The sequence below is a fragment of the Micromonospora sp. CNZ297 genome, assembly GCF_007827625.1.
On sequence record NZ_VISU01000008.1, the window covers coordinates 1 to 16,530 of the forward strand.

The following is a 16,530-nucleotide window of genomic DNA, read 5'->3' on the forward strand; positions in this document are numbered from 1 at the left end:
CACAACCGCCCATGATCGACGGTGGCTGCACCCGTTCACACACCACACCAAGCCCCAGCTCAGCCAAGGTCAACATCCCCGGCTGGAGTACTAGGCATCGGAGACGACTCCAGAAGGGAATAGGCAATTGGGGAACGGCAAGGCTGTAATGGCGGCCGCCGCAATGACGGCATCGCTCATCGCCATTCCAATGGGCGCAAGCCCGGCAAAAGCCGATCCTGGCACCTGCGGGATCCGCCATGACTTCGGCACCAGCCAGGACGGCATCTATCAGTACATTGTACGTAACCAGTGCTCGCGCGTCGTCAATATGAAGATCCGCACCCAGGGGCACTGGCTATATTGCAAACCCGTGCCCGCCAACGGCTACGCTGGATGGGTGAGCATCTATTTCGACAATAATTGGATCATCGGCTACTGCTGATCGGTGCGGGCAGGTGCTCCGGATTTCACCGGCGCGGGGAGCGCCTGCCTGCACCTCCAAACTTCCCTACAGAACCTTGGCCAGGAACGCCTTGGTCCGCTCGTGCTGCGGCGCCGAGATCACCTCGCGCGGGTCACCCTGCTCGACCACCACACCGCCGTCCATGAACACCAGGTGGTCGCCCACCTCCCGGGCGAAGCCGATCTCGTGGGTCACCACGATCATCGTCATGCCGTCGCGGGCCAGGTCCTTCATCGTGTCCAGCACCTCGCCCACCAGCTCCGGGTCGAGCGCGCTGGTCGGCTCGTCGAACAGCATCAGCTTCGGCCGCATGGCCAGCGCCCGGGCGATCGCCACCCGCTGCTGCTGGCCGCCGGAGAGCTGACCGGGGTACGCGCCGAGCTTGTCGCCCAGCCCCACCCGGTCCAGCAGCTGCGCGGCGTGCTCGCGGGCATGGGCCTTCTTCGCCTGGCGCAGCAGCACCGGCGCCTCGGTGACGTTCTGCAGCACCGTCATGTGCGGGAACAGGTTGAACCGCTGGAACACCATGCCGATGGCGCGGCGCTGCGCGGCCACCTCCTTGTCCCGCATCTCGTACAGCTTGCCGCCGCGCTCCCGGTAGCCGATCAGATCGCCGTCCACCCAGATCCGGCCGGCGTCGATCTTCTCCAGGTGGTTGATGCAGCGCAGGAACGTCGACTTGCCGGAGCCGGAGGGCCCGAGCAGGCAGCACACCTCGCCGGAGCGGACCTCCAGGTCGATGCCCTTGAGCACCTCCAGCGGCCCGAACGACTTGTGCACCTGCTCGGCCCGCACCATCAGCCCGGACTCGGCCGCCGGTGCGGTGGTCTGCGCGGGCACGATCAGCTCGCTCACTTCACCACCCCCGCGCCGCCGCCGGTCTCGGCCGTCATACCCCGCAGCTTCAGCCGGGCCCGGCCGCTCACGCCGTAGCCCTTGCCGAAGTGGCGTTCCAGGTAGTACTGGCCGACCAGCAGGATGCTGGTCAGGAACAGGTACCACAGGCACGCCGCGACGTACATCGGGAAGATCTGGAAAGTCCGTTTGCCGACGGCGTCGAGCTGGAAGAACAGCTCCACGCTCACCGGTACGTAGAGCAGCAGGGACGTGTCCTTGAGCATGGCGATGGTCTCGTTGCCGGTCGGCGGGATGATCACCCGCATCGCCTGCGGCAGCACCACCCGGCGCAGCAGCTGGGCGCGGCTCAGGCCGAGCGCCTGGGCGGCCTCGGTCTGGCCGGGGTCGACCGACTGGATGCCGGCCCGGACGATCTCCGCCATGTACGCGGCCTCGGAGAGCGCGAGGCCGAGCAGACCGGCCATGAAGCCGGTGAGGATGTCCCGGGACGAGAACCCGAACAGCCGCAGTTGCAGGTTGTCGATGCCGAACAGCTGGCCGATCTGGGTGTCGAACGGCACCCCGAACTCGACCCGGCTCCACAGGATGCCGATGTTGCCGAAGACGGCCAGCAGCACCAGCCGGGGCACCGCCCGGAAGAACCAGGTGTAGAGCCAGGCCACGCCGCGCAGGATCGGGTTGTCCGACAGCCGCATCACCGCAATCACCACGCCGAGTGTGACGCCGATCAGCATTGCGCTGACGGTCATCAGCACGGTGCCGCGAAGCAGGCCCTCGATGATCGGCGGCCGGAACATCTTGTCGACCATGAAGGACCAGTTGAAGGCCTCATTGGTCACCAGCAGGTGGACGAACATCGCCGCCAGGACGGAGAGCACCGCCACCGCGACCCATCGTCCGGGGTGCCGCACGGGCACGGCCTTGATCGGTTCCGGCCGTGCCCGTGCGGTTGTCGCTTCCTCGGTGGTCATGTCGTCACGGGTTGATCGCGGGGTCCGTGATCGCGCCGTCTCCCACCTTCCACTTGTCGAGCACCTGCTTGTAGGAGCCGTCGGCGATCACGGCCTTGGTCGCGTCGCGCACCGCCTCGGCCAGCTGCGTCTGCTCCTTGGCCAGTACATAACCGTACGGCGCCGCCTCGTACTGCTTGTCCAGCAGCTCCAGGGCGTCGTTGGACTGCGTCACCGCGTACACGCCGACCGGGTAGTCGGCGAGCATGGCGTCGTCCTTGCCGGACACGACGGCGGCGGTGGCGGCGTCCTGACCCGGGAACTGGTCGATGGTGATCGCCGGCTTGCCGGCGTCGGTGCACGCCTTGGAGCGCTTCTGGATGTCCTCGACCTGGACCGTGTCCTTCTGCACCGCGATCTTCTTGCCGCAGGCGTTGTCCAGCGCGATCCCGGCCGGGTTGCCCTTCTTGGTCACCCACTGGGTGCCGACCTGGAAGTAGCTGACCATGTTGGCCTGGCCCTTGCGCTCGTCGTTGATGGTGAACGACGAGACGCCCGCCTCGTACTTGCCCGAGTTGACGCCGTTGATGATGTCGCCGAACGGCGCCGAGACGAACTCCGCCTTGAGGCCCAGCTTGGCTGCCACGGCGGTGAACAGCTCGACGTCGAAGCCGATCACGGTCTTGCCGTCGTTGTCCAGGAACTCCGCCGGGGCGTAGGTGGAGTCGGTGCCCACCACGATCTTGCCGTCCGACTTGATCGCGTCCGGGACCTTCGCGGCCAGCGCGGCGTCGACCGACGACGAGACGCTGGGGCCGTCACCGGGCTGCGTGGTGCTCTCCTCCTCGCCGCACGCGGCGAGGGAGAGCAGCAGGACGGCCGCACCGGCGACGCCGAGCGCCGCCCGCCGTCCGGGGTTGGGGTGGAACATGGCTGTACTCCTTATTGCGAGGGGTCGGTCGGTCAGGCCACGCCGAGGTAGGCCTCTTTGACCGAGGGGTCGTGCAGCAGGTCCGCGCCGGTGCCGCTCTTGACGATCCGGCCGGTCTCCAGCACGTACGCCCGGTGGGCGCGCGCCAGCGCCTGCTGGGCGTTCTGCTCCACCAGCAGGATGGTGGTGCCCTGCTGGTTGATCTCCGTGATGATCGTGAAGATCTGCTGGATCAGCATCGGCGCGAGACCCATCGACGGCTCGTCGAGCAGCAGCAGCTTCGGCCGGCTCATCAGCGCCCGGCCGACCGCGAGCATCTGCTGCTCACCGCCGGAGAGCGTGCCGCCGGCCTGCTTGCGCCGCTCGGCCAGCCGCGGGAACAGGTCCAGCACCCGGGCCAGGTCCTGCGCGATGCCGGCCTTGTCGCGCCGGGTGTACGCGCCCATGTCGAGGTTCTCCAGCACCGTCATGCCGGGGAAGATGCCCCGGCCCTCGGGCGCCTGGCACAGCCCGCGCCGCACCCGCAGGTCGGCCCGGAGCTTGGTGATGTCCTCACCGGCGAACTTGATCGTGCCGGAGGCGACCGGCCGGATGCCGGAGATCGCCCGCATGGTGGTGGACTTGCCGGCGCCGTTCGCGCCGATCAGCGCGACGATCTCCCCCTCGTCCACGGTCAGGCTGATGCCGTGCAGCGCCTGGATCCGCCCGTAGAGCAGGCTCACGTCCTCGATCTCAAGCAGCATCGTCCGGCACCCCCAGGTACGCCGCGACCACCTTCGGGTTGTCCCGCACCTCGGCGGGCAGCCCTTCGGCGATCTTCTTTCCGAACTCCAGGACCACGATCCGGTCGGTCACGCCCATCACCAGGCGCATGTCGTGCTCGATCAGCAGCACCGTCACGCCCTGGTCCCGGATCTGCCGGATGAGCTGGAGCAGCTCCTCCTTCTCCGCCGGGTTGAAGCCGGCGGCCGGCTCGTCCAGGCAGAGCAGCTTCGGGTCGGTGGCCAGCGCGCGGGCGATCTCCAGCCGGCGCTGCTCGCCGTAGGACAGGTTGCGGGCGAACTCGTGCATCCGGTTGCGGATGCCGACGAACTCCAGCAGGCGCTCGGCCTTCTCCCGGCCCTCGCGCTCCTCCTTCCAGTGCCGCGGCAGGCGCAGCAGGGCGGAGATCACGCTGGTCTTGTGGTGCGCGTCCGCGCCGACCTGGACGTTCTCCAGCGCGGTCATCTCCGGGAAGAGACGGATGTTCTGGAACGTACGGGCCATGCCCATGCGGGTGATCTGGTGGCGCTTCTTGCCACTGATCTTCTGGCCCAGGAACCGGATCTGCCCCTCGGTGGGCTGGTAGATGCCGGTCATCGCGTTGAAGCAGGTGGTCTTGCCGGCGCCGTTCGGGCCGATGAGACCGAGGATCTCACCCTTGTAGAGGGTGAAGTCCACGTCGTTGAGGGCCACCACACCGCCGAAGCGCAGCGTGACGTGGTCGACCTCCAGCAACGGCTCCCGCTCGTTGACCGTCTCGACGGCGGGGGCCGCCGCCTGGGCCGGAACGGCCGGGGTCTGCTCGGTGTCACTCACCGACGATCACCTCCTTGCGGCGGTCCTTGAACTCCGCCGCTCGTCGCCGGTTCGGGATCAGGCCCTGCGGCCGGAAGATCATCATCACCACGAGCACCAGGCCGAAGAAGAGGAACCGGTACTCGTAGAGCTCGATGCCGAACAGCTCGATGCCACGGAACCGCTCGATCATGTACGCCACCAGGCCACCGCCGACGATCGCACCGACGATGTTGCCCGAGCCGCCGAAGATGACAGCGGCCAGGATGATGATCGAGTTGAGCAGCTCGAAGTTCTGCGAGTTGACGAAGTTCTGCTTACCGGCGAACAACGCACCGGCCAGGCCGGCGATGGCCGCGCCGGAGGCGAACGCCCACAGCTTGAACTTGAACGTCGGCACACCCATCAGCTGGGCCGCGTCCTCGTCCTCGCGGATCGAGATCCAGGCCCGGCCGACCCGGCTGTGGGTCAGGTTCCGCACCCCGATCACCACCAGGATGATCAGCGTGAGCACCAGCCAGTAGTACGGGCGGGCGTCGAGCACGCCGAACCACGGCCGGCCGTCGGCGTACTCGCCGGGCGGGTGCGGGATCTCGCTGAAGCCCCGCTGTCCCCTCAGGAACTCGGAACTGACCGCCGCGATCCGGATCATCTCGGCGAAGCCGAGCGTCACCAGCGCCAGGTAGTCACCGCGCAGGCGCAGCGTCGGCGTACCCAGCATGACGCCCGAGACCATGGTCAGGCCGATCGCGATCGGCACCACCAGCAGCCACGGCCACAGCGTCTTGAGGTTGCTGCTCGGCGAGGTCAGCACCGCGACCGTGTACGCGCCGACGGCGAAGAAGCCGAAGTAGCCGAGGTCGAGCAGACCGGCGAAGCCCACCACGATGTTGAGCCCGACCGCCAGCAGCACGTAGATCGAGACCGTGAACATCACCTGGGTGAAGTTCGCCCCGGGCGTCGGGATCGGCCCGAGGTACTGGTAGAACTCCTTGTTCGGCAGCGCGTAGAAGAACACGATGACCGCGGCCAGCAGCACCCAGCGCACCCAGCGCGGCGCGTGGTGCCAGCGCTCCGAGATCGCGTGCCGGCCCTGCCGCAGCTTGTCCGCCGCCGTCTCCCGCCGCTCCGGCGGGTCGATGGTGGTCGTCATGCGCGTGCCCTCCCCAGTGATTCGCCGAGCAGACCGGTCGGCCGGAACATCAGCAGCACGACGAGCACCGCGAACGCGGCGAAGTCCTTCCACTGACTGCCGAACAGACCCGAGGCGTAGTTCTCCACGACGCCGAGCAACAGGCCGCCGATCAGCGCGCCGCGCAGGTTGCCGATACCACCGAGCACCGCCGCGGTGAACGCCTTGAGACCCAGCAGGAAGCCGACGCTGTAGGTGAGCGTCTGGATCCGCACGTCGTAGAGCAGGCCCGCGACACCGGCCATGGTGCCACCGGCGATGAAGACCATCAGGATGATGCGGTCCTTGTTGACGCCCATCAGGGCCGCCGTGTTGGCGTCCTGCGCGACCGCACGGATGCCGCGGCCGGTACGGCTGCGGTTGATGAACTGGTCCAGCGCGAACATCATCACCAGCGCGGAGCCGACCGTGAGCAGCTGCACCGCGTCGATCGGCACCCCGGCGATGTGGAACAGCGGATCGGAGCTGACCAGCCGGGGCGCACCCTCCGGCAGACGCCGGGTGTAGACGCCGAACGCCTCGGAGATCGCGATCGAGGCGCCGATCGCGGTGATGAGGAACGCCAGCGGCGGCGCGTTGCGCTTCCGCAGCGGCCGGTACGCCACCCGTTCGATCACAGTCGCGGTGCCCGCCGAGGCGATGGCCGCCACGATCATCGCCACCAGCAGGTAGAACAGGATCGAGCCGACGCCGCTGACCTGCGAGTTCTGGTCGAGTCCGAAGCCGTTCCAGGTCCAGATCGCGGCGAACGCACCGGCGATGAAGACCTCGGAGTGGGCGAAGTTGATAAGCCTGAGCACGCCGTAGACAAGCGTGTAGCCGAGCGCGACCAGGGCGTAGATGGCGCCCTGCGTCAAGCCGGTCGTGGTGAGTTCCCCGAAGTTGGAGAACAAGCCGTCGAAGTCCAAGGGAGGGACACTCCGTCGCTCAAGAGAAAAAGAGGATGCGGCCGGGAGCCAGCTCCCGGCCGCACCCGCGATCACAACTCAATCGCCAGCCCAGCGATCGAACGATCAGGACTTGGGGATCTCCTGGTCCGGGACGACCTTGCCGCCCTGCACCTTGAACGCCCAGACCTTGACCTGCGCCGGGTCCAGCTCGCCACCCTCGACGAACTTGTAGGTGGACGCCACGCCCTCGCCGCTGTAGCCCTTGACGAACTCCAGCAGGTCGGCACGGCTGGTCTTGCCGGCCTTGATGCCCGCCAGCAGGATGTTCGCCGCGTCGAACGCGGTGTCGCTGTAGGTGCCCGGGTCGGTGCCGTTGAGCGCCTTGAAGTCGGCGGCGAAGGTGCCGCGCGCCTCGGTGGACGGCTGGCAGGGGCAGGTGAGGATGGTGCCCTCGGCAGCCGCCTGGCCGGCGGAGGTGATGTAGGCGCCGTCGTTCACGCCGTCACCGGCGACCAGCGGAGCGGTGACGCCGGCAGCGGTGAGCTGCTTACGGATCAGGCCGGCCTCCTGGTAGTAGCCGCCGTAGAAGACCGCCTTCACGTTGGCGGCCTTGACCTTGGTGACCACACCGGAGAACTCGACCTGCTTGCCCTCGCCCTGGACCTTGTCGCTGCCCACGACCGCGGGGCCGAGCACCTTCTTGACCTCGTCGGCCAGGCCGGCACCGTAGGCGGACTGGTCGTCGATGACGTAGACCCGGTCGGCCTTGAGCACGTTCTTCATGTAGACGCCGGCGGCGGGGCCCTGGCTCAGGTCGTTGCCGACCGCACGGAAGAACGTCTTCCAGCCCTTGGTGGCCAGGGTCGGGTTGGTCGCGGAGGGGGTGATGGTGACCAGACCGGCCTCGTTGAACAGCGGGCCGGCGGCCTCGGACTCACCCGAGTAGGCCGGACCCACGACACCCAGGATCTTGGTGTCGTCGATCGCCTTCTGGGCCAGACCCGGCGCCTGGTCCGGGCTGCCCTGCGAGTCGAGCTCGGCGAGCTCGACCTTGCAGTCCGGGTTCTCCTTGTTGTACTTGTCGACGGCCAGCTTGACGCCGTTCTTCTCGTTGATGCCCAGCGCGGCCGAGCTACCGGTCAGCGCGCCGAAGAAAGCGATCTTGCTCCCGCAGGCGCTGCCCCCGGAACCCTCATCGTCGCTGCCGCTGGAACAAGCGGTGCCACCGGCGACGAGCGCCAGCATGGCGACCCCGCCGATCACGCGTGCGAGCTTCTGCCTCAAGGCCCGAACCCTCCTCCGTCCATGATCCGAACCACCCGCCGCTGATTGGCCCTTGCGGGGTGGACGAACCAAGACCGTCGTCGCCGGTCTGGGCCGGGACGTTATCCCACCGCGAGCGGTGGCGTAAGACCTGGAAAGCGGGGTTGACCGAACCGTTACACGCCGTGGCGGATTCAAGCCCATCGGCGTAAGAAGCGAAGGCGGGCAAAGGCTTTCACCGACTATTCCTCGGTAACGGGCCAGGCCCTCCCCACCCGCTACCGATCGACGGCGGACAACGCCCCCCACCAGGCACGGGATGTTTTTCCGTCGTCGGCGACCACGAGCAGCCCGTCGTCGCGGACGGCCACCGTCAGCGCCGCGTCGCCCCCGTCCGGCACCGGCACCGGCGTGATCACCGGAAGCCACGACGCACCGCCGTCACGCGACATCCAGAGCCGTCGCTGACCCCCGTCCCCGGCCACCGCGACGAGCCGCCCACCGGACGCCGCGAGCGCGTCCACCGACGACACCCCGGGGCCCGCCGAGCCGAACCCGCCGACCCGCCGCCACCCCTGCGCCGCACCCGCCGAACCGGCGGACGGCGAGCCGCAGTCGTCGCACCCGCGCCACACGGCGAAGCGGTCACCCACCGGGCCGACCGCCACCGGCCCGCCGTCGGCCGGCACCACCCGCTCCGCCGCCCCGGAGGTACCCGCCGGCATCGGCAGAGCCACCCGCCGCCACACCCGGCCGTCGGCCGAGAACCACGAAAGCGGCGTCCGGGACGTACCGCCGGGCGGCAGCAACGACCCCACCACCAGCCAGCCCGGCCCCACAGCCGCCACGTCGTACGCCGCCGTCCGGCCCCGGCCGTCGCCGGCCAGCTCCGCGACCCCCTCGCGCAGGACGAACCCCTCCGCGTCCGGCGACGACCACACCGCCGCACCGTCCGCGCGCGCCCCGGCGACCAGCCAGCCGGCCGGACCCGCCGCCAGCCGCGACGCGCTCACCGCGCGCGGGCCGCCGAACAACTCGAACGCCGCCGGAATCTCCCGCAACGGCCCACCCGGACGCCACACCCACGTTCCGGTACGCGGATTGCCGTGCACGCCACCGGTCTTCGCGCCCAGCGCCGCCATCCCGTCGTCGCGGCACGCCACCGCGTAGAGCACGTGCTGGCGGCCGTAGAACGTCTGCGCGCGCACCGGAATCGGCGACCAGGTCACGCCGTCCGATGAGGACCAGGCAGCCGGGCGGGTCTCCCCCGCCGGATCGACCAGCCCGCCCACCACGTACCACCGGCCGGCGCACCGCGCGACGTCGCGCAGCACCGGACGTCCGGTGGCGCCGGCGGGAAGGGCCAGATCGACGGACTGCCACTGCGGGCGTACCGGGGCGGGCTCGGGCAGCGGTCGCGGCGTCGCGTGGCAGGCCACCAGGAGCAGCGCGGCGGCGACGGCGACGAGGACCGGCCGGGCGCGCGGGGAAGGCATGGATCCGATCCTATCGATCGGACGCCTCCGCGGGAGGTCAGGACGCGGGCTGCTCCACCTCGCCGCCGGTGGTCTCCGCGAGGATCCGCTCGGCGACCTCCTTCATGGTCATCCGGTGGTCCATCGCGGTGCGCTGGATCCACTTGAACGCCTGCGGCTCGGTCATCCCGTACGTGGTCATCAGCGCACCCTTGGCGCGCTCGACGGTCTTGCGGATCTCCAGCCGGTCGGTGAGACCGGCGACCTCCGACTCCAGTGCGGCGATCTCGGAGTAGCGGGACAGCGCGATCTCCACCGCCGGCACCAGGTCGCTCTTCTGGAACGGCTTGACCAGGTACGCCATCGCGCCGGCCGCCCGCGCCCGCTCCACCAGGTCACGCTGGCTGAACGCGGTCAGGATGATCACCGGGGCGATGCGCGCGCCGGCGATCCGCTCGGCGGCGGCGAGCCCGTCCATGATCGGCATCTTGATGTCGAGGATGACCAGATCCGGCTTGAGCTCCTCGGCGAGCTTGACGGCGGTCTCGCCGTCACCGGCCTCGCCGACCACCTCGTAGCCCTCTTCGACAAGCATCTCGGCCAGGTCCAGCCGGATGAGCGCCTCGTCCTCGGCGATCAGAACGCGCTTGCGCTCGGCGTCCGCCTGCATCTCGCCCACGAGCCACTCCCACCGGTTCGAGCCCGACACCCGCCGTGCCGGGTGTCGCCGCCCCTAGCGTAGTAGGTAACCTATGGCACGACGCGAGAGCGTCGCGCGAGCCTGTCCCCGTATTCCAATCGGCAGAGAAACGGAGCTCAAACCTCCGACAGTGTGGGTTCGAGTCCCACCGGGGACACCGAAGTTGTCGTACGGGCGTTCGAAGATGCTCTCGTGCACCCACCCGAGATCCGCGCCCGAGCACGTCAGGCCTTTCTGTCCGGGGCGACCGTCGCGGAGGCGGCCCGCGCCGTCGGCCTCAACTACCGCACCGTCTGGCACTGGTGCAGAGACCGCCCGACCGCCGCGGTTCTAGGCACCGCACTGCGGTGTTTCCGTTGCCGCGACGATGTCAGCGTTCCGACAGATCCGGCGGCCTACGCCTATCTTCTCGGGCTCTACCTTGGCGACGGGCATCTCGTGACCAGGGCGCGGGTGCCGGTGCTCCGGATCTCCTGCAGCAACAGCTGGCCCGGACTGATCGAGGCGTGCGACGACGCCATGCGCGCGGTGCTGGCGGAGAAGGTGCAGCGCGTCCGGCATCCGGGGTGCGTCAGCGTGCAGAGCTACGGCAAGCACTGGCCGTGCCTGTTCCCCCAGCACGGCCCTGGCAAGAAGCACCAACGCCCGATCGTCCTGGCCGACTGGCAGCGCCCCATCGTCGAGGCCCACGCGGGCGACTTCCTCCGCGGCCTCTTCCATTCCGACGGCTGCCGCTTCGCCAACCGGGTCGTCGTCCGGGGCAAGGAGTACGTCTATCCCCGTTACATGTTCCACAACGAGTCGGGCGACATCATGGGTCTGTGCCAGCAGGCCCTCGACCGGCTCGGCATCGCCTGGCGGATGAACCGCCGCAACTCCCTGTCGGTGGCCCGCCGGGAAGCCGTCGCCGCCCTCGACCGGCACGTCGGCCCGAAGTCGTGACCCGGCGACGCCGCGCACGCGGCCTGCCGACGGGCGTCAGATCCGCGCCAACGCCCGCGCGAGATCCGCCCGCAGGTCCTCCGGGTCCTCCAGGCCGACCGAGACCCGCAACAGCCCGCCGCACGGCTTGGCGTCGCCCTCGACCGGCCGGTGGGTGAGCGAGGCCGGGTGCTGGATCAGCGTGTCGACGCCGCCGAGCGACACGGCGTGCGTGATCAGCTCGCAGGCGCCGGCGACCTCGGCCGCGGCGGGCGCACCGCCGCGTACCTCGAAGGCGAGCAGGCTGCCGGTGCCGGACATCTGGCGGCCGACCAGTCCGGCCGGGTCGTGCAGCGACGGGTGGTGGACGCGCTCGACGGCGGGGTGCCCGGCGAGCCAGGCGGCGAGCTTCTCCGCGCCGGCCTGCTGGGCGCGGACGCGCAGCGGGAGGGTCTGGATGCCGCGGTGCAGCAGATAGGCGCCGAGCGGGTGCAGGACGGCGCCGGTGACGGCGCGGACCTGACGCAGCCGGGCGGCCCACTCGGGTCCGCAGGCGACGACGCCGGCGAGGACGTCGCCGTGGCCGCCGATGCTCTTGGTGGCGCTGTGCAGCACGAGCGCGGCGCCGTGGCGGGCGGGCTGCTGGAGCACCGGGGTGGCGACGGTGTTGTCGACGAGCAGCGGGACGTCACCGGCGGCGTCGGCGAGCGCGGCGATGTCGACCAGGTCGAGGCTGGGGTTGGCAGGCGTCTCGACCACGACCAGGGCGGTGTCGGGCGGATCGCGGCGGCCACGTCGGCGGTGGTGGCCCAGGTGACAGCGGTGCCGAGCAGGCCGGTGGCGAGGACGTGGTCGGTGCCGCCGTAGAGGGGGCGGACGGCGACGACGTGACGCTTGCCGTCGCGGGTGGCGGCGAGCAGGGTGGCGGTGAGCGCGGCCATGCCGCTGGCGAACGCGACGGCCTCGGCGGTGCCTTCGAGCTCAGCGAGGGCGGTCTCGAACCGGGCCACAGTGGGGTTCCAGAGGCGCTGGTAGACGGCGCTGCCGCCGGCCGGGAGGGTGCCGCCGGTGGCGAGTGTCTCGTAGTCGTCACCGCCGCCGGCCACCGAGGGCAGCGGGTTGGTGGTGGACAGGTCGATCGGCGGGACGTGGACGCCGAGCCCGGCGAGGTCGGCGCGCCCGGCGTGTACGGCTGCGGTGTCCACGGAAGTCATGCCGGAAGCGTCGAACATGACGACGGCTAGAGGCAATAGCAGCGAACAAGATTCTGGCAATCGCGCTTTCGTCCGGCTGTGATTCGGTGAAAGATGGTCGCATGCCTGCCGCACCGAATGATGTACGGCCGTTCGCCGGCCTGGACGACACCGACCGCGCGATCCTCACCGAGCTGGCGGCCGACGGCCGGCTGCCGAACAACGCGCTGGCCGAGCGGGTCGGGGTGGCGCCGTCGACGTGCCTGACGCGTACCCGGGCGCTGCGGGAGTGCGGGGCGATCCGCGGGTTCCACGCCGAGGTGGACCCGGCGGCGGTGGGCCTGCCGTTGCAGGCGCTGGTGTCGGTGCGGCTGACCGCGCACGAGCGGGCCGCTGTTGACGCGTTCCGCGCCCGGTCGGTACGGCTGCCCGGCGTGGTGTCGGTGTTCCATGTGGCGGGCGCGGAGGACTACGTGCTGCACGTGCGCGCCGCCTCCGGCGACGCGCTGCGGGACTTCGTCCTGGATCATCTGGCTGTCGATCCGGCGGTGCAGCACACGCAGACCAGCCTGATCTTCGAGCAGGCCCGCGGTATGGGGTAGCGCACCCGGCGGAACAATTCCGGCACGTCGCGGGTTGCACCTGCCTGTGATCGACGTACCCATGTCTGTTCTTGATCTTGCCCCGGTGGCGGCGACCGGCAACGCCGGTGAGGCGCTGCGGTACACCACGGAGCTGGCCCGCCGCACCGAGGAGCTGGGCTACCGCCGGTTCTGGGTGGCCGAGCACCACAACATGCCCGCCATCGCGAGTTCCGCCCCGGCGGTGCTGCTCGCGCACCTGGCGGCGAACACCAGCACGATCCGGCTCGGCTCGGGCGGGGTGATGCTGCCCAACCACGCGCCGCTGGTGGTGGCCGAGCAGTTCGGCACGCTGGAGGCGCTGCACCCGGGCCGGATCGACCTGGGCATCGGCCGGGCGCCGGGCACCGACCAGGTGACCGCGCTGGCGCTGCGCCGCACCATGGAGGGCCTGTCCGCGGAGCACTTCCCGCGCGAGCTGGCCGACCTGATGAACTACTTCTCCGGCGCCGAGCCGGGCCCGATCACCGCGACGCCGGGCCGCGGCCAGTCGCCGCAGGTGTGGCTGCTCGGGTCCAGCGGGTTCAGCGCGCAGCTGGCCGGTCTGCTCGGGCTGCCGTTCTCGTTCGCGCATCACTTCAGCTCGCAGAACACGATCCCGGCGTTGCAGCTCTACCGGCAGAACTTCCGGCCGTCGCAGTGGCTGGACCGGCCGTACGCGATGGTGGCTGTCAACGCGGTCTGCGCGGAGACCGACGAGCGGGCCGAGTGGCTGGCCGGGCCGTCCGGGCTGTCGTTCCTGAAGCTGCGGTCGGGGCGGCCGGAGCCGCTCGTCACGCCGGAGGAGGCGGCGGCGTACCCGTACTCGGAGTTCGAGCGGGAGTTCGTCGCCCAGCGCCGCGACGGCCAGGCGACCGGTTCGCCGGAGACGGTGGCCCGGCAGCTCGGTGAGTTGCTGGAGCGCACCGGCGCGGACGAACTGATGCTCACCACGATGGTGTACGACGTGGCGGACCGGGTCCGCTCGTTCGAGCTGATCGCCGAGAAGGTGGCGGGCGGGCTGCGCCGGGAGGGCTGAAACACGCTCTTCATAGCGACGTCACCGCACCGTCGCGTGGGACGCATAACTTTGTCCCCGGTGGTGGTACGGCATTCCCGGTCGGGACGGGTCGGGAATGCTGCGGTGTGGTGCACCGGGTCGCCGGCGGAGCGGATTCCGCGGCCGGCGACCCGGTGCCTGCCGTTTCAGCGCAGGTAGATGTTCGGCGCGGGCGGGGTGCTCATGCCGTCGCCCAGGAAGTAGCCGGGGTGCGGCGGCTGGTTGTAGGCGGTGTTCTGCCAGGCCACCGCCACCCGGTACTGCGGGTCGTGCATCAGCGTCGGCAGGCGCAGCCCGGTGGTCACAGGTGTGCTGTAGATCCGTAGCGCGGTGCTGTCGGAGGTGCGCCAGACGACCTCCTCGCGCCAGTCGCCGAGCAGGTCCGCGGAGAGCGCCGGGGTGGACTTGGTGCCGTTGTTCGAGGCGACGCCGCTGCCGGTGAGCAGCCGGGTGTCGCCGCCGGTGCCGTACTTGTCGATCTTCGTGGCGTCGAGCAGCTCCCGGACCGGGTCGCCGTCCCACCAGATCAGGAAGTTCGCCGACGACGGTTTGCGCCCGACGTTCTGGCCCCGGGTGTTCAGCAGCCCGTCGACAGCCGACGACCAGGACTCGGCACCCGGGCTGCCCGCCCAGACGTCGCCGGAGACGCCGCGGCCGTTGTCGCCGCTCGGCGCGGTCTGCCAGATGATCTGCCCGGTACGCGCGTCGGCCATCCAGGAGCTGGGCTTGCTGCCGTCCTCGTCGACCTTGAACACCTCCAGGCCCGCGCGGGAGGGGTCGAGGTCGCCGACGTGCAGGGCGTCGCCGTGGCCGTTGCCGGTGGAGTACAGCAGCCGGCCGTTGTCGTCGATGGTGGCGGCGCCGTACACGATCTCCTGGCGGCCGTCGTTGTCCACGTCGGCCACGGAGAGCTGGTGGTTGCCCTGGCCGGCGGCGGCGCCGTTGCCGGAGGCGTTCGAGTCGAACGTCCAGCGCTTGCGCAGCGTGCCGTCGCGGAAGTCCCAGGCCGCGACGACGGCCCTGGTGTAGTAGCCGCGCGCCATGATCAGCGAGGGGCGCTGCCCGTCCAGGTACGCGGTGCCGGCGAGGAACCGGTCGACCCGGTTGCCGTACGAGTCGCCCCAGGACGAGACGGTGCCGCGCGGCGGGTCGTAGTCGACGGTGGACAGCGCCGCGCCGGTGCGGCCGTCGAACATGGTCAGGTACTCCGGTCCGGCGAGCACGTAGCCGCTGGAGTTGCGGTGGTCGGCCGAGCCGTTGCCGATCACCTGGCCGGTGCCGGAGCGGGTGCCGTCGGCGGTCTTCACGGCCACCTCGGCGTCCCCGTCGCCGTCGTAGTCGTACACCTGGAACTGGGTGTAGTGGGCGCCGGCGCGGATGTTGCGGCCGAGGTCGATGCGCCACAGCCGGGTGCCGGTGAGCGTGTACGCGTCGACGTAGACGTTGCCGGTGTAGCCGGACTGCGAGTTGTCCTTGGCGTTCGACGGATCCCACTTGAGCACGAACTCGTAGCGGCCGTCGCCGTCGAGGTCACCGACGCTCGCGTCGTTCGCCGCGTAGCTGTACCCCTCCCCGGACGGGGTGGTGCCGCCGGGCGGCGGCTGGATCGGCACGTCCAGGTAACCGTTGGCGAACTGGAGCGCCGGGGCGGACGCCGCCTGCTCGGCGCCGTTCACCACGGCCCGCACGGTGTACGCCGATCCGGCCGCCGCGCCGCTGTCCAGGTACGTGGTGGCGCCGGTGATCGGACTGCCGTTGACCTTGGTACCGCCCCGGTAGAGGTTGAACGAGACCCCCGTCGTCTCGGTGCCCAGCAGCCGCCAGGAGACCAGGTTCCCGCTGCCGGAGCGGACGCTGATCAGGCTCCGGTCGAGGTCCTCCATCTGCTTCGCGCCGGCCGGCGGGGTGGTCGGTGGCGGGGTGGTGGGCGGGGGTGTGGACGGCGGTGGCGTGGTGGGCGGTGGCGTGCTCGGTGGTGGCGTCGACGGTGGCGCGCTGGTGGACGGCGCGCCGGTGCAGGCGGTGCCGTTGAGCGTGAACGCGGCCGGGACCGGGTTCGACGCGTTGTTCCACGAGCCGTTGAAGCCGAAGTTCGCGGTGCCGCCGGTGCCGATGGCCGCGTTGTAGCCGGCGTCGCGGGCGCTGACCTGGGCGCCGGACTGGCTGACAGTCGCGTTCCACGCCTGGACGACCTGCTGGCCGGCGGCGAAGCTCCAGCCGAGGGTCCAGCCGTTGACCGGGTCGCCGAGGTTCGTCACTGTCACGTCGGCGCCGAAGCCGCCGCTCCACTGGTTGGTGATCCGGTAGTCGACCCGGCAGGCGGCGGCAGCCGCCGCGGCGGTCATCGTGGTGAGCGCGCCGGCCGACAGGGTGACCGCCGAAGCCGCGGCGAGCAGCGCGATCCGGCGGCGTGGGGTGGTGAGGTGCACGGGGAATGCCTTTCGCGGAGGTCAGGCACGGGGCGAGCGCCGGCCT

The 16,530-nt window shown here is 70.3% G+C and carries 15 protein-coding genes, 1 tRNA gene and 1 pseudogene; 5 read left to right on the forward strand and 12 right to left on the reverse strand.

The annotated features are described in order from the left end of the window. Positions 1–127: 127 nt before the first annotated feature. On the forward strand, positions 128–424 hold the full coding sequence (locus FB454_RS16160) for a hypothetical protein (protein WP_145751906.1): 297 nt from the start codon (positions 128–130) through the stop codon (positions 422–424). Between the two features lie 66 nt (positions 425–490). Here FB454_RS16160 and FB454_RS16165 read toward each other — a convergent pair whose 3' ends face one another. From FB454_RS16165 to FB454_RS16210, 10 genes are all read right to left on the reverse strand, one after another. Further along, positions 491–1,243: an amino acid ABC transporter ATP-binding protein gene (locus FB454_RS16165; protein WP_186461611.1), complete on the reverse strand. Its 753-nt coding sequence runs from the start codon at positions 1,241–1,243 to the stop codon at positions 491–493. Positions 1,244–1,296: 53 nt separating this feature from the next. After that, positions 1,297–2,274: an amino acid ABC transporter permease gene (locus FB454_RS16170; protein WP_018785172.1), complete on the reverse strand. Its 978-nt coding sequence runs from the start codon at positions 2,272–2,274 to the stop codon at positions 1,297–1,299. A gap of 4 nt (positions 2,275–2,278) precedes the next feature. After that, positions 2,279–3,184: an ABC transporter substrate-binding protein gene (locus FB454_RS16175; protein WP_145751902.1), complete on the reverse strand. Its 906-nt coding sequence runs from the start codon at positions 3,182–3,184 to the stop codon at positions 2,279–2,281. 32 nt (positions 3,185–3,216) lie between these two features. Then, positions 3,217–3,927 carry an ABC transporter ATP-binding protein gene (locus FB454_RS16180; RefSeq protein WP_043329572.1) on the reverse strand — a complete coding sequence of 237 codons (711 nt, stop codon included), beginning with the start codon at positions 3,925–3,927 and terminating at the stop codon, positions 3,217–3,219. Then, positions 3,917–4,762, reverse strand: coding sequence for an ABC transporter ATP-binding protein (locus tag FB454_RS16185; protein WP_013287517.1), 846 nt, complete (start codon positions 4,760–4,762; stop codon positions 3,917–3,919). Before FB454_RS16185 ends, FB454_RS16180 begins: the two co-directional genes overlap by 11 nt. Continuing rightward, on the reverse strand, positions 4,755–5,894 hold the full coding sequence (locus tag FB454_RS16190) for a branched-chain amino acid ABC transporter permease (protein WP_145751899.1): 1,140 nt from the start codon (positions 5,892–5,894) through the stop codon (positions 4,755–4,757). The genes FB454_RS16185 and FB454_RS16190 overlap by 8 nt, the downstream gene beginning before the upstream one ends. Further along, entirely contained in the window at positions 5,891–6,841 is a 951-nt protein-coding gene (locus FB454_RS16195) for a branched-chain amino acid ABC transporter permease (protein ID WP_145751897.1), read from the reverse strand. Before FB454_RS16195 ends, FB454_RS16190 begins: the two co-directional genes overlap by 4 nt. A 105-nt stretch (positions 6,842–6,946) precedes the next feature. Continuing rightward, positions 6,947–8,107 (reverse strand): branched-chain amino acid ABC transporter substrate-binding protein, encoded by a 1,161-nt coding sequence (locus tag FB454_RS16200; RefSeq protein ID WP_145751895.1) that lies wholly within the window; start codon positions 8,105–8,107, stop codon positions 6,947–6,949. Between the two features lie 257 nt (positions 8,108–8,364). Then, positions 8,365–9,582 carry a hypothetical protein gene (locus tag FB454_RS16205; RefSeq protein ID WP_145751893.1) on the reverse strand — a complete coding sequence of 406 codons (1,218 nt, stop codon included), beginning with the start codon at positions 9,580–9,582 and terminating at the stop codon, positions 8,365–8,367. Between the two features lie 37 nt (positions 9,583–9,619). Next, positions 9,620–10,240, reverse strand: coding sequence for an ANTAR domain-containing response regulator (locus FB454_RS16210; protein WP_030503803.1), 621 nt, complete (start codon positions 10,238–10,240; stop codon positions 9,620–9,622). 104 nt (positions 10,241–10,344) lie between these two features. Here FB454_RS16210 and FB454_RS16215 point away from each other — a divergent pair. After that, positions 10,345–10,418 (forward strand) — tRNA-Leu (locus FB454_RS16215). A gap of 35 nt (positions 10,419–10,453) precedes the next feature. Next, positions 10,454–11,203, forward strand: a complete 750-nt coding sequence (locus FB454_RS16220; RefSeq protein ID WP_013287523.1) for a helix-turn-helix domain-containing protein — start codon at positions 10,454–10,456, stop codon at positions 11,201–11,203. 36 nt (positions 11,204–11,239) lie between these two features. On the opposite strand, the pseudogene FB454_RS16225 reads toward FB454_RS16220, so the two are convergent. After that, positions 11,240–12,414: pseudogene (locus tag FB454_RS16225) on the reverse strand (trans-sulfuration enzyme family protein). A gap of 83 nt (positions 12,415–12,497) precedes the next feature. Here FB454_RS16225 and FB454_RS16230 point away from each other — a divergent pair. Together FB454_RS16230 and FB454_RS16235 are read left to right on the forward strand one after the other, a co-directional pair. Next, complete coding sequence (locus FB454_RS16230) at positions 12,498–12,977, forward strand: Lrp/AsnC family transcriptional regulator (RefSeq protein ID WP_047894721.1); 480 nt, start codon at positions 12,498–12,500, stop codon at positions 12,975–12,977. 61 nt (positions 12,978–13,038) lie between these two features. After that, on the forward strand, positions 13,039–14,034 hold the full coding sequence (locus FB454_RS16235) for an LLM class flavin-dependent oxidoreductase (RefSeq protein WP_174361724.1): 996 nt from the start codon (positions 13,039–13,041) through the stop codon (positions 14,032–14,034). A 167-nt stretch (positions 14,035–14,201) separates the two neighbouring features. Here the strand turns inward: FB454_RS16235 and FB454_RS16240 are convergent, their stop codons facing one another. Beyond that, on the reverse strand, positions 14,202–16,484 hold the full coding sequence (locus FB454_RS16240) for a rhamnogalacturonan lyase family protein (RefSeq protein WP_145751891.1): 2,283 nt from the start codon (positions 16,482–16,484) through the stop codon (positions 14,202–14,204). Positions 16,485–16,530 lie beyond the last annotated feature (46 nt).

Bases quoted from the DNA above. Each gene is read 5' to 3' on its own strand.
- FB454_RS16165 (WP_186461611.1), bottom strand. From the start codon at position 1,243: ATGGTGCGGGCCGAGCAGGTGCACAAGTCGTTCGGGCCGCTGGAGGTG.
- FB454_RS16170 (WP_018785172.1), bottom strand. From the start codon at position 2,274: ATGACCACCGAGGAAGCGACAACCGCACGGGCACGGCCGGAACCGATC.
- FB454_RS16175 (WP_145751902.1), bottom strand. From the start codon at position 3,184: ATGTTCCACCCCAACCCCGGACGGCGGGCGGCGCTCGGCGTCGCCGGT.
- FB454_RS16180 (WP_043329572.1), bottom strand. From the start codon at position 3,927: ATGCTGCTTGAGATCGAGGACGTGAGCCTGCTCTACGGGCGGATCCAG.
- FB454_RS16190 (WP_145751899.1), bottom strand. From the start codon at position 5,894: ATGACGACCACCATCGACCCGCCGGAGCGGCGGGAGACGGCGGCGGAC.
- FB454_RS16205 (WP_145751893.1), bottom strand. From the start codon at position 9,582: ATGCCTTCCCCGCGCGCCCGGCCGGTCCTCGTCGCCGTCGCCGCCGCG.
- FB454_RS16230 (WP_047894721.1), top strand. From the start codon at position 12,498: ATGCCTGCCGCACCGAATGATGTACGGCCGTTCGCCGGCCTGGACGAC.
- FB454_RS16235 (WP_174361724.1), top strand. From the start codon at position 13,039: ATGTCTGTTCTTGATCTTGCCCCGGTGGCGGCGACCGGCAACGCCGGT.